At 55.3% G+C, this 12426-nt stretch carries 14 protein-coding genes and 1 tRNA gene; 9 read left to right on the top strand and 6 right to left on the bottom strand.

Annotated elements, in window-relative coordinates:
- Positions 1-263: 263 nt before the first annotated feature.
- Positions 264-1379: a porin gene (locus RMR16_RS03455; protein ID WP_320199334.1), complete on the bottom strand. Its 1116-nt coding sequence runs from the start codon at positions 1377-1379 to the stop codon at positions 264-266.
- Positions 1380-1978: 599 nt separating this feature from the next.
- Here RMR16_RS03455 and RMR16_RS03450 point away from each other — a divergent pair.
- The 3 genes from RMR16_RS03450 to RMR16_RS03440 all read left to right on the top strand — a co-directional run bounded on the left by RMR16_RS03450 (position 1979) and on the right by RMR16_RS03440 (position 2791).
- Positions 1979-2069, top strand: a tRNA-Ser gene (locus tag RMR16_RS03450).
- A gap of 112 nt (positions 2070-2181) precedes the next feature.
- Positions 2182-2520 carry a hypothetical protein gene (locus RMR16_RS03445; protein ID WP_320199333.1) on the top strand — a complete coding sequence of 113 codons (339 nt, stop codon included), beginning with the start codon at positions 2182-2184 and terminating at the stop codon, positions 2518-2520.
- Positions 2521-2614: 94 nt separating this feature from the next.
- Entirely contained in the window at positions 2615-2791 is a 177-nt protein-coding gene (locus RMR16_RS03440) for a hypothetical protein (protein ID WP_320199332.1), read from the top strand.
- Between the two features lie 6 nt (positions 2792-2797).
- Here the strand turns inward: RMR16_RS03440 and RMR16_RS03435 are convergent, their stop codons facing one another.
- Positions 2798-3592, bottom strand: a complete 795-nt coding sequence (locus RMR16_RS03435) for an HpcH/HpaI aldolase/citrate lyase family protein (protein ID WP_320199331.1) — start codon at positions 3590-3592, stop codon at positions 2798-2800.
- Positions 3593-3603: 11 nt separating this feature from the next.
- The gene (locus RMR16_RS03430; RefSeq protein ID WP_320199330.1) at positions 3604-4821 is read right to left on the bottom strand and encodes an NAD(P)/FAD-dependent oxidoreductase; all 1218 of its coding nucleotides are present in this window, start codon (positions 4819-4821) and stop codon (positions 3604-3606) included.
- Between the two features lie 282 nt (positions 4822-5103).
- Between RMR16_RS03430 and RMR16_RS03425 the strand changes: the two genes are divergently transcribed.
- A complete protein-coding gene (locus RMR16_RS03425; RefSeq protein WP_413785975.1) occupies positions 5104-5457 on the top strand; it encodes a hypothetical protein in 354 nt (117 codons plus the stop codon).
- A 340-nt stretch (positions 5458-5797) separates the two neighbouring features.
- Positions 5798-6910, top strand: coding sequence for a pyridoxal phosphate-dependent aminotransferase (locus RMR16_RS03420; RefSeq protein ID WP_320199329.1), 1113 nt, complete (start codon positions 5798-5800; stop codon positions 6908-6910).
- Positions 6911-7114: 204 nt separating this feature from the next.
- Here the strand turns inward: RMR16_RS03420 and RMR16_RS03415 are convergent, their stop codons facing one another.
- Positions 7115-7381 carry an SEL1-like repeat protein gene (locus RMR16_RS03415; protein WP_320199328.1) on the bottom strand — a complete coding sequence of 89 codons (267 nt, stop codon included), beginning with the start codon at positions 7379-7381 and terminating at the stop codon, positions 7115-7117.
- A gap of 505 nt (positions 7382-7886) precedes the next feature.
- Between RMR16_RS03415 and RMR16_RS03410 the strand changes: the two genes are divergently transcribed.
- A complete protein-coding gene (locus RMR16_RS03410) occupies positions 7887-8225 on the top strand; it encodes a DUF2147 domain-containing protein (protein WP_320199327.1) in 339 nt (112 codons plus the stop codon).
- Positions 8226-8297: 72 nt separating this feature from the next.
- On the opposite strand, the gene RMR16_RS03405 is transcribed toward RMR16_RS03410, so the two are convergent.
- Positions 8298-9023, bottom strand: a complete 726-nt coding sequence (locus RMR16_RS03405; RefSeq protein WP_320199326.1) for an SDR family oxidoreductase — start codon at positions 9021-9023, stop codon at positions 8298-8300.
- Between the two features lie 114 nt (positions 9024-9137).
- Here RMR16_RS03405 and RMR16_RS03400 point away from each other — a divergent pair, with 114 nt between their 5' ends.
- The gene (locus tag RMR16_RS03400; RefSeq protein WP_320199325.1) at positions 9138-10073 is read left to right on the top strand and encodes a LysR family transcriptional regulator; all 936 of its coding nucleotides are present in this window, start codon (positions 9138-9140) and stop codon (positions 10071-10073) included.
- A 3-nt stretch (positions 10074-10076) separates the two neighbouring features.
- Here RMR16_RS03400 and RMR16_RS03395 read toward each other — a convergent pair whose 3' ends face one another.
- A complete protein-coding gene (locus RMR16_RS03395) occupies positions 10077-10316 on the bottom strand; it encodes a hypothetical protein (RefSeq protein ID WP_320199324.1) in 240 nt (79 codons plus the stop codon).
- Positions 10317-10559: 243 nt separating this feature from the next.
- Between RMR16_RS03395 and RMR16_RS03390 the strand changes: the two genes are divergently transcribed.
- Both RMR16_RS03390 and amn read left to right on the top strand, forming a co-directional pair.
- Positions 10560-10730 (top strand): hypothetical protein, encoded by a 171-nt coding sequence (locus tag RMR16_RS03390; protein WP_320199323.1) that lies wholly within the window; start codon positions 10560-10562, stop codon positions 10728-10730.
- Positions 10731-10882: 152 nt separating this feature from the next.
- Complete coding sequence (gene amn / locus RMR16_RS03385; RefSeq protein ID WP_320199322.1) at positions 10883-12388, top strand: AMP nucleosidase; 1506 nt, start codon at positions 10883-10885, stop codon at positions 12386-12388.
- Positions 12389-12426 lie beyond the last annotated feature (38 nt).

The raw sequence follows: 12426 nt of genomic DNA, 5'->3' as shown, positions 1-12426 counted from the left end.
CATTCGCTACAAATTGAGCTTTCCGAGCATAAGAAATTAATACGAAGTTAACAGGAAAAGCCTTAGCTTTACCGCATGTTGCGTGAAAACGGGCTCAGCAATATCCCTTTAATTTTTTACTTTTACGAATTTCGCTTTTGCAAAATCGCCGTACACGTCTGCCCAACATGCTTTGTTCAAAGTTCGCGTTGAAAGACCACATCAAATAAAAAAAGCCCGGCTCAAGAGCCGGGCTTCCCATCACTAACCTAAGTCAGATCAGATTAGAACGAACGCTGCAGACGAACGAAGCCGTTAACCTGGTCGTCACGGTTGTCTTCGTCGAAGTAGTTAACTGCAACCTTAGCAGAGAGACCCTGTGTGATTTTGTAATCAACAGTCAAACCGGCCTGCCATGCATCGCGGTTAGAGAAGTCGTCGCCACGACGGACAGAGCTATTGATAGCTGTACCGGGGAGACCAGCGGATGTTACACCATCGGCAACGCTACCGAAGTACTGAGCGCCTGGAGTGATTGTCAGCTTGTCAGTTGCCTTGATTGCATATTCAGCAGCAACGGCCCATTCAGAACGAGCGTAGTAAGCGTTACCACCACTTGCGTAGACGCCTGCAAGGCCAAGTGTACCTGGACCGATATCAGCTGTTGCGATCAGGCGAACTGCGCCTTCTTCCTGGTCGATGTCATAGCCGCCGATAAGTGCGACAGTTGCGCCACCGAGCTTCGCGCCAACGCCAGCAGAGATACCAACGTTGTTGTCGAGTTCCTGCGTTACAACACCGTTATCAAGACGAATAAGCTGAGTGTTCAGACCTTCCAGTTCGTCAACCGAAACGCCAGCCCAGAAAGAGCCCGCATCATAGGTGTAGCGAGCGGAATTGAAGAGAGCGTTGGAAGACAGAACGTCCGATTCGCCAGAGAGGCCATCGTCCCACCAGTTGTAGAACTTACCAACCTTCAGGCCACCGAGTTCGATGAACGCCTGGTCAACGAATACGGAAGAAGAACCAGCAGAACCCTGGTCTGCGTTGCCACGGAAGCCGATGAAGCCACGCAGAGCGCCGAGTTCGGTGTCTGTACGTGTGTCAACTTCGAACTGAGCGCGTGTGAACGAATCCCAATCAGAGTTGCCGCCATTGCCTGTTCCAGTACCAGGACCGCCGTTACCGCGCTGGAAATCAGTCTGGAAACGAACGTAACCGCCGAACTTCAGGCAGGTTTCGGTGCCAGGAATGTAGAAGAAGCCTGTGCCGAAAGCGTCGCAAACGCGAACGTATTCGAGTGGCTCAGGTTCAGCAGCGACGATAGCGTCAGCTGCCTGTGCGCCGGATACTGCTGCGAGAGCTGCAGCGGAGCCGATCAAAAGGCTCTTAATGTTCATGTTGACCTCCAGTCAAGTTTCAAAAGGGTCTGGGTTCTTTAAGCTGAAGGACAGCATTCCCTGCCCCATTCCCGTGTTCTTGAAAACGGACGATCCACCGCCTCGCTTCCGTTGCTGAAAATACGGAAGCTTCCTTCACTTGCAATCGGCAAAAGCGGATAGGGCACCTTTCCAGGTCAGGTTCATTTTGTAATGTTGCTAAAAAAGCACATTTGGATGTGCGCACAGTCGAAAAGGTTTACGAACTATTAAAAAATGCCTTTTGAATCCGTGACTTATAATGATTCAGCAAGAATTCTGGTAGCTCTGTATATATTAGAAATACAACGAACAGCCTAGCTGACAGGGCTTTAGTGCGAACCAGCACCCTCTCTTTATCATGGCTATCAAGCTCAAAGTCAGTGGAGTGTGGTGGCGTAAGGCGCGCAAACGAGAATCGCACGGTCGACGATTCGCCCCTACTCCATTCGAGCTAGCTTGGGTTTCCCCTTATCGGGGCTGCTGGATCCGTTGAAAACATCAAAAGGAATGGTTCTTTTTCGTCTCTTTATAGAAAAGGCCTTGCATTCAATTTTTTTACACAATAATCAGGCGGCACCGGAGAGGTGGCCGAGTGGTCGAAGGCGCTCCCCTGCTAAGGGAGTATACGTCAAAAGCGTATCGTGGGTTCGAATCCCATCCTCTCCGCCATATGACCGACTTCAATCCCCACTTAAAATTTCCCACATCAATATTGCCGCAGTGCGGAACATTCGCTCGCCTATCGCGTTACCAACTCGGAAACAGCAAGAGGTGATTTCAGATGGCTCAGACCAAATTGAATGTTGTGGAAGATACAGTCGAGAATCAGATTGAAGAGTTGCGGTCGCAGATCGCTTCGCTTTCCAAATCCGTAACGGCACGCGCAGGTGCTTTTTCCGATGATGCATCGGAATTTGTCGATGATGCGCGTGGGCGCGTGCAACGCGCTGCCAAAACGGTCAAGGCGCAGGGCCAGAACGTAGTTGAGGCCGTGAAAGAAAATCCCGGCACAGCAACATCACTTTTGACGGTGGTTGGTGCGCTCGGTTTTGCGCTTGGTTATTGCGTCGCAAACGCGGCGAGCCAGCAGAACAACAGCAGCGGTTTCCGCTGGCGCTAACCACTCGACGCATATTTCACAACAGGCAAGGAGAGGTCATCTCCTTGCCTTTTTTGTTATTCGGCTTTTTTGTTACGTAACGGGGAGAAATACGATGAACTTTACTCACGAGATAGAAACCGCCCTCGCCGCCTTCGCTCAGGAGAACGATATCGGTCGCGAAGAGGCTGTGCAGCGCATTTTGAGAGACTGGCTTTTGCAGAAGGGCTTTCTGTTTTCCGGTGAGGAAGGTATTTCGCCGGAAAAGCTCAACGCCAGCAATGACGACTGACCAGAATCAGTAGCTGGAGGCTTTGGCAACGACCCCGCCCTTATAACGAGCCGAAAGGGATTTGAGGGCGTTGGCAAATTCCGTCACATCAGCGCCCACGGCGACAAAGGTGGCGCCGAGTTCCAGATACCGCTTATTGAATGTCTCGTTGAAGGTGAGGATGCCAGCAGCCTTGCCAGATGCGACGATCTTGATAATCGCGGCTTCGATCGTGTCCTGCACGTCTTTCTCATCAACCCGGCCCAGATATCCCATATCAGCGGCAAGATCTGCGGGGCCGATGAAAACGCCGTCAACGCCGTCTACCTTCAAAATGTTGTCCAGATCGGCGATGGCCGCGCGGGTTTCTGCCTGTATCAGAAGGCAAAGCCCGTCTGCGGCGGTTTCTGCGTAATGATCAATGGTGTTGTAGCCCGAAGCACGGGCAACAGCGGCACCCATGCCGCGAATGCCGCGTGGTGGATAATGCATGGCAGCAACCAGCGCCTCGGCCTGCGCTGCCGAATCGACCATCGGCACCAGCAATGTGCGCGCACCGGCATCCAGAAACTGCTTGATGATCCAGCTTTCACCGATTGGCACGCGCACAACCGGCTCGGCAGGCGACGTCGCAAGGGCGCGCAATTGTTCAATAATACTGCGCAGATCGTTCGGACCATGCTCTCCATCGATGACCAGCCAATCGAAACCGGCCTTGCCGGCAATCTCCGCCGTAATGGCCTCCCCCAGATCCAGCCAGAGGCCGATTTGCGGCTTGCCCTGGCTGATGGCGGTTTTGAAGCGGTTTTCTGGCACAGTCATTTGGCAGTCCTTCAGGCAAGCAGCAGTTTGAGATCGGCAGAGTGGTCGGCAAGAATGGCGCGATTCGGCTCAACGCCGGTGTCGAGCAGTTTTTTGCCGCTGACATAGGCTTTCGCGTCATTGATCGCATCCACCGCAATGAAGCGGCCTTGCCGGAAATACCAAACGGAGTGGCTGCCCTCACGCTGGCCGGGGCGAAGCACGGTCTCGTCATAACCCATATTAAAGCCAGCGATTTGCAGCTTCACATCATATTGGTCGGACCAGAACCACGGCTTTGGCTGATAGGGCTTTTCCTCGCCGTTCAAAACAAGGGCTGCGGCCTCGGCTTGATCGACCGCGTTCTGCACGGATTCCAGCCGCACCTGCGCTTCATTCAGCGGCAACAATGCGCAATCGCCCATGGCATGAATATCGGGGTCTGATGTGCGGGTGAATTGATCCACCACAATGCCGTTGCCCACATCAAGGCCAGATTCGCGGGCCAGCCGGTCGTTGGGCGTCACACCGATGCCCACGATGACGAAATCCACATCGATCACCGATCCATCGGACAGTTCGGCGGCGCTGACACGACCATCCGTGCCGATCAGCCTCACAAGACCAGTTTTCTCGCGAATCAAAACGCCATGGGCCAGATGAATGTCGCGCATAATAGTGGCGGTTTCGCTGGCGGCGACTCGCTGCAAGATGCGGTCGGCCATTTCGATCAGCGTCACCTCAAGCCCCAGCTTGCGTGCAACAGCCGCGGCTTCCAGCCCGATGTAACCGCCACCGATGACCAGAAGCTTCCGTCCTGGCTGCATTTCTTCCATCAGCCGGTCAGCATCCCGCTTGTCACGAACGGTCAACACGCCTTCCAGATCACCGCCCACGCCTGCGGGCAGGCGGCGCGGCGTTGAGCCGGTCGCCAGCGCCAGCTTGTCATAAGCGACTGTGCTGCCATCCTGCATCCGCACGGTTTTTGCAGAACGGTCTATGTCTTCCACCCAGGTCGAAAGGCGGACCTCGACGTTGTTTTCGGCAAACCATTCGGGCCCGCGAAATTGCAGGCGATCAAAGCTCATCTCGCCCATCAGATATTTCTTGGACAGCGGCGGGCGCTGGTACGGCAGCACCTCTTCAGAGCCGATAATGGTCATCGGCCTTTCGTCTTTCAGGGCGCGTAATTTGGCCGCAAGCGCAAAACCAGCCTGGCCCGCACCAACAATGACCAGTCTGCCCGCCATCTGCCGCTCCATTCACATCATAAGATGATGGCAGGCGTAACGCCAAGTACGCCGCACGTCAACCACATTAGAGGCTCCGCACGTTCTGCCCAAACCACAGCGCCAACAGCTTTGCGCAACCTTATTTCCGTAGAGACGTTGTTACGCACGACGCCACCGCGCAGAGAAACACCGTGTGGCAAAACAGGCCATAACTGGCTGAATTTTAACATTTTCGTTCAGCTTCTGGCAATGAAGCGAGCGTATGATTGCATGAAGACAAAAGGCAATCGGGAGGTTGTCATGGCGCTGAATATAAACATCGATACCAAAGACGCCGTTCCGCAGGACGAAATGTATGACAAATACACGATCGATCGTCCCGGCAAGATCACCTTCATTGGCCATCACCTCAGCGCCAAGAATACGATGCGCTGCCTCATTCGCAAGATTTCGCTTTACGGGGCGGATATAGAAGTCAGCCCGCATCTGGATTTGCCCGCCAACTTTTATCTGGAAGTTTTAGGCATTCGCGATGAGATCGGCTGCACGCTGATCCGCCGTGAAGAAGAGCAGGCAACGGTTGGCTTCAACATGTTGATCGATGCGGAGTTCCTGCACCACATTCGCCGTCTGAGTTTTGAAACGGCCGTGTAAGACGCGGCGCACCGACGAAAAACCCTTTCAAAACAGGGGCATTTTTTCTGGCTCGCCTTGCGCGGGCCAATTTTGTTTCTATTGTTGTGTGCATGTTCATCGTACACGGCAGTGTGCGCGGCTCACCCCCTCTGCCCTGCCGGGCATCTCCCCCACAGGTGGGGAGATTGGCAAGACGAGCTTACGTCACCTCAATCTCCACGTTGGAGGTGTATGAGAGGTCGCCGCAATTCGATCTCCCTCCTTGTGGGGGAGATGTCCGGCAGGACAGAGGGGGGTGAACTGCGCGCACAGCCTTGTATTACAGTCCTCCTTTCAACGGATTACGGAACCCTCTGAAATGTCCGCATTTTCGCGCTTTACACCGCTCGCCGCTTCGCTGCCGTCTTCCGTGCCTTTCGTTGGCCCAGAGGCCATCGAGCGCAATCGCAAGCTTGCCGTGAAGGCCCGCATCGGTGCAAACGAAAGCGGTTTCGGCCCCGCCCCTTCGGTTCTGGACGCCATAAAACAAGCTGCGACAGAAACATGGATGTATGCCGACCCGGAAAATTACGAATTGCGGGAAGCGCTTGCCATTTATCATGGCGTATCGCGTGAAAATATTGCCATCGGCAATGGCGTGGATGGCCTGCTGGGCGAAATCGTGCGGTTGGTGGTGGAGCCGGGCGCGCCGGTCGTGACATCGTTCGGCGGTTATCCCACCTTCAATTACCATGTGAATGGTTTTGGCGGACGGCTGGTGACGACGCCTTATCTGGACGACCACGAGAATCTGGACGGTCTGCTGGATCTCGTGATCAAGGAAAACGCGCCGCTGGTGTATTTCGCCAATCCGGATAACCCCATGGGCAGCTGGTGGGAAGCAAGCGAAGTGCTGACCTTTGCCAAAGCCCTGCCTGACACCTGCCTTCTGGTGCTGGACGAAGCCTATTGCGAAACCGCCCCGGAAAGCGCCATTCCCAGCGTTCGCGCCATGATTGGTATGCCCAATGTGCTACGGATGCGGACCTTCTCGAAGGCGTATGGGCTGGCAGGCGCACGCGTGGGATATGCCATCGGCACATTGGGAAATGCGCAGGCCTTCGACAAAATCCGCAATCACTTCGGCATGTCGCGCATCTCCGTCGCCGCAGCACTCGCCGCGTTGAAGGATCAGGCCTATTTGCGCGATGTGGTGAAACGCATCGCCAATGCCCGCGAGCGCATCTCCACCATCGCCCGCCAAAACGGCCTGTCGCCCCTGCCCTCCGCCACGAATTTCGTGACCATCGATTGCCACAAGGACGGCGCATACGCCAGAGCCATCGTGGATGGTCTGATGGAGCACGGCGTTTTCATCCGTATGCCGGGTGTGGAGCCGCTCAACCGCTGCATCCGCGTGAGTGCAGCGCCCGATGACAAGCTGAATTTGTTTGCAGACGCCTTGCCACAGGTGCTGAAAGCACTGGGCTGACGGATCACCCCCCCAATTTCAAACAATAAAAAACCGTGCCGGCCTTGTTTCTGCCGGTCACGGTTTGATGTGTCAGCGTTATAAGCTGCTTATTTATAATGTTTGTTATGTCCGGCCGGGACTGGAGGAAACCAGCCGGGGAATGTCTGGCGATCTTTGGATCGCTCTGTCTTTTTATGTCGGCCGTGGATTGCCGATTTTATCTCAGTGAACTGTCATCCAGTCGCGGGCGGCACGAAGGGCCGTTGCGAGGTCGGCTTTGCTCATGTTGCGGGCAAGATCGGCGCGCAGTGCTGCGGCCCGTTCCGACCCCTTTATCGCGGCGATGTTCAGCCATTTATGGGCCGCAATGAGGTTCACCGGGCAGCCGCGGCCTGTCGCATAAATCAGGCCGAGATTGCAGAAGACATCGGCGCGGCTCTGGCCACCGGCAACTGCCATTTCGATATCGCGAACTTCAAAGCGTGCCATCTTCGTCTATCCCTGTTTCGCTCTTAAGCATTTGTTTATTCGCCTCTTTTTAGAGGCCCTTCCGTTTGGACCGTACCGTCTTCTGCGGCTTTTCCGGTCCTTCCGGCTGGCAGGTTTTCCCTGCTCTTTCGATGTCCCCACTATGCCAAACGGGGTTCAACGGGCGCTTAAAATCCATGATTAATGGGCTGCAAACAAAGTCCAAACGATCCGTAAACTTGTGTTTTTGTTAAATATCACAAGGCCCGGAAATTAAGGACTTTCCAGACAATTTTACGAAAAATTTACGTCTGGATTTAAACCCTTCCCTAACCACGTCTCGAACTGCCATTTTGTGAACGATGATTTTTCGAGGCACGGAACAGCGAAAAAGCGGTGATTTTCGACCTCACGCATATTTCCTTTTACGTCCACGTAAATTATAAATCGGCGCATTCGCATGAGGAGTTGCGAGCGCCGGGCCTCAATCACCAGGGTTCCGGCGAAGCTGGATTGGGAGGTCCATATGAAAAGAATGATGATTCTTGCCACTGCTGCGTTTCTGATGGGCAGCACGGCCTTTGCCGCAGAGGCAATCGAAGGCAACTGGAAAACGGCCAGCGGCGAAACCGCCGTCATCGCCCCCTGCGGCTCCGCTTTCTGCGTCACCTTGAAGACCGGCAAACACGCCGGAAAACAAATCGGCAAGATGAGCGGCACCGGCAACAGCTATTCCGGCGAAATCACCGACCCGGCAAACGACAAGACCTACTCCGGCACCGGGACCGTTTCCGGCGCATCGCTGAGCATGAAGGGCTGCGTGCTGAAGATACTGTGCAAATCACAGACATGGTCGCGACTTTAAAAACAAAATGGCCCACAAGCGAACAGGGTCGCTTGTGGGCTTTACTCTCAGGGCGCCATTACCAGGGCGTCATTACCAGGGCACGGTGGTTCCATCAAAATAGAACCCGCCGGTGGGACCGGATTTGTCCTGTGCCGCCAACCACACGATACCCTTCCCTGCCTGCTCGACCGTTCGATACCCCGAATGCCCGTTGAAGTCGGTTGCGGTGTAGCCGGGATCGGCTGAATTCACATGGATACCGAAGGCCGAGAACTCCTTGGCGAAGGCCACCGTCACCGCATTGAGTGCGGTCTTGGAGCTGTTATAGGCAAGGACATTGATCCCGTGGAACTGGTTGTCGGGATCTGACAGCCAGCCAAGCGAACCAAGACCACTGCTGACCATCACGACGTTCGCGCCATCAGCGGCTTTAAGAAGCGGCAGGAAGCTTTGCGTAACCCGGATCGGGCCGAGCACGTTCGTTTCATAAACCTCGCGCACGATATCGACGGATTGCTGGCTTGGCGCGATCATCTCCCCACCCAGAATACCTGCATTGTTGATGAGAACATCGAGCTTGCCGTCCTCACTCTGCACCCGTGCGGCCGCGACCTTTACGCTCTCGTCATCGGTCACATCGATGGCCAGTGCCCGGACATCATATCCTTGCGCCACCAGCGTCGCTGCCGCAACCTTACCGCGCTCTTCATCGCGGGCTCCCAGCCATATCCGGTAGCCCAACTGCCCGAGTTGGCGAGCGGTCTCGAAGCCGATGCTTTTGTTTGCGCCTGTTATCAGAACTGTCTTGCCGGTCATTTTCGGTGTCCCTTGAGGTGTTGAAAATCGTTTTGCGTTTTTGAACCTGGGTCAATTTATACCACTGCTCAGCATCGTTTGATAATCGGCCACAAAGCGGATAGTCTGATCGCCATGGCGAACAATGATGACGTTCCAAGCTATGATGACATCTCCATCTTTCTCGACATCTGCGAGACGGACGGTTTCCGTTCGACTGCAAAGCGGCTTGGCATATCGCCCTCATCCGTCAGTGAGAAAATATCCAGACTGGAAGCGACGCTTGGCGTGCCGTTGCTGACGCGCACGACACGCAGCGTTCGACCGACAGAAGCAGGCAGAGCCCTAGCGAATCGCCTCAACCCGCTGTTCAACGAAGCAAGAGCGGCACTTCAGGATGCGGCAAGCTCTCAAGATGACGTGCGTGGGCTTTTGCGACTGAATGTTCCTGGCGCCGTCATGGTTGATATATTGCCGCCGCTGATCGAGCTTTTCCTCCAGAGGCACCCGGACGTGCGCGTTGAGTTCGTGGTTGAAAACCGGCTGGTGGACGCGACCGCCGCCGGTTGCGATGCGGGTATCCGTTATGGCGAACATCTGGCACAGGATATGATCGCGGTTCCGATCGGGCCAGCCTTCCAGCGATCGGCGCTTGCCGCCTCGCCTGCCTATCTCAAAACGCACGGAATTCCCGCCCATCCGCGTGATCTTCTGAACCATGATTGCATACGCCTGAGATTTTCCAGCGGCGCAGTCGTGGACTGGGAATTTGAGAAAGACGGTGAAGACCTGACGGTCGACCCGCAAGGCCGTCTGATTGTCGGCGTCGATGCCGTGGCGTCCGCCATAGATTTTGCCTGCTCGGGCAATGGTATCATTTACACGTTTGAAAACTGGCTGGCGCCCCATTTCGCCACTGGCGCGCTGTCGCCTGTTCTGCCGGAATGGTGGACAGGGTTTGACGGTCCGAAGCTTTACTTTTCAAACCGTTTCGTCCCCGCCCCCCTGCGCGCCTTCCTCGACCTGATTGCCGAGCAGCGCGTCAAGGCCCGTTGTGAGAGCAATCCTTGAATATCACAGCCACTGCTGGCCATTTCCGTCGGCCTGACATCCGTAAGGCGGCAGCACGTTCCCGAATGTTTCGTGCAGTTTGTCACATCCCCATTTTCTGATCGGAGATGGCATACGGCTGTTCAGCTCGATACCCACCTCGTTATAGGGGCTTTCCGCGTTGGTGACATAGCTGTACCAGCGCCAGCCCAACACTCCCAGAATGATGATGGCAACCATCGTCAGCACTTTGATAATTTTCACATCATGTCCTTATTCGTCATATGGTTTTTGGACCTTTACGCTGGCCTCTGCCAACGGATTGAAACCGATCGTCCAGCGCTTCAATCCACATGTCCTAAAACGTCATGCATAAGGGAGGCAACCCACCCGATCCCATTAACGACCCTGAACCCGAAATGAACCTGACCCTCAGCATCGGTTCAGTCCCACTGTGGCAATCTCGTGTTCAACATGAGGGGAAGCATGATGCAAAGGGGAATGGATATGGCAATCTTGATACGGCGTTGCACAATCATCGTACTTCTGATGGCGATTTTCGCCATGTCGTTTGCGTCGCTGGTGATCAACCCGAACCGCAGTTTTCAGCGCGTGAATGTGGGCGCGTCCATGGCTTGCCAGCACAGCCTTTCCAGCAACTGCCACATCACATTGTAAACGAAACGATGCTGTCTGGAATGCGCGGGCACCTCGCCGGTATGGAGCCCGCGACACGGTCATTTTGGCCGCTATCAACGATTTCCTGTTTGTTTTTCAAACGCACATATTTCTGTCGCTTGCCTGTCTAAATTGGCTCTCTATAATAGGCCATGACAATAGCAAAGCACACGATTCCGCCCCTAGGTTTCATCACGCCAGAGCCTTTCGCGCCGCAGACTTTTACGGACCCGAAAGACGCCGTCGATGCGTTGACCGCGCTTTATGAGCGCAACACGAACTTCCTGATAAAGTCCTTTACGGACCTCGCCAAAGGCGAGCCGATCGAGGGCCGTTACCGCGCCTGTTATCCGCAGGTCAGCATCGAAACGGCAAGTTTCGGCCATGTGGATTCGCGGCTGTCTTACGGTCATGTATCAGCGCCCGGCGTCTACACCACCACCATCACCCGCCCGCAGCTTTTCAGGCATTATCTGAAAGAGCAGCTGGGTCTGTTGATCAAGAACCACGGTGTTCCGGTAACGGTTGCCGAATCGGCCACGCCCATTCCGCTGCATTTTGCGTTTGGCGAAGGTGCGTTTGTGGAAGCGTCTGCTGCATCGTCGCTGGCCGATGTGCCGTTGCGCGATCTGTTCGACACGCCCGACCTCAACAACACCGATGACCTGATTGCCAATGGCGAATATGATCAGGTTCCGGGAGAGCCGGCCCCGCTTGCGCCATTTACTGCGCAACGCATCGATTATTCGCTGGCGCGCCTCAGCCATTACACGGCCACCAGCGCAAACCATTTCCAGAACTTCGTGCTGTTTACCAACTACCAGTTCTACATCGATGAATTCGCCACATGGGCGCGAAAGATGATGGCGGATGGTGGCGAGGGCTACACGGAATTCGTGGAGCCGGGCAACATCGTGACGCTGGCGGGTTCCGACCGGCCGATAACCGACATGACACTGGGCCGCCTGCCGCAGATGCCTGCTTATCACCTGAAGAAAAAGGGTCATGCGGGCATTACGCTGGTCAATATCGGCGTTGGCCCTTCCAATGCCAAAACGATCACCGACCATATTGCCGTGTTGCGACCCCATGCATGGTTGATGGTTGGCCACTGCGCAGGCCTGCGCAACAGCCAGCGATTGGGCGATTATGTGCTGGCGCACGCCTATATGCGCGAAGATCACGTTCTGGATGACGACCTGCCGGTTTGGGTTCCAATTCCCGCCTTGGCAGAAGTGCAGATGGCGCTGGAAGGTGCCGTTGCGGAAATCACCGGTTATGAAGGCTTCGAGCTGAAACGCATCATGCGCACCGGCACCGTCGCCACCATCGACAACCGCAACTGGGAACTGCGCGATCAGGCCGGGCCGGTCAAACGCCTGTCGCAAGCGCGCGCCATCGCGCTCGACATGGAATCGGCCACGATAGCCGCCAACGGCTTCCGCTTCCGCGTGCCCTACGGCACACTGCTCTGCGTATCCGATAAACCGCTGCATGGTGAGTTGAAACTGCCCGGCATGGCGACAGAGTTCTACCGCACGCAGGTGTCTCAACACCTGCAAATCGGCATCCGCGCCGTGCAAAAGCTGGCCGCCATGCAGAAAGAAACCCTGCACTCCCGCAAGCTTAGAAGCTTCTACGAGACGGCGTTTCAGTAATATTTGCTGCCAGAACCTCCTTGGTGTATGATTTTAAA

This window comes from Agrobacterium sp. rho-13.3 (assembly GCF_033957765.2).
GTDB lineage: Bacteria > Pseudomonadota > Alphaproteobacteria > Rhizobiales > Rhizobiaceae > Agrobacterium.
This window is presented reverse-complemented; position numbering and strand designations above follow the sequence as displayed.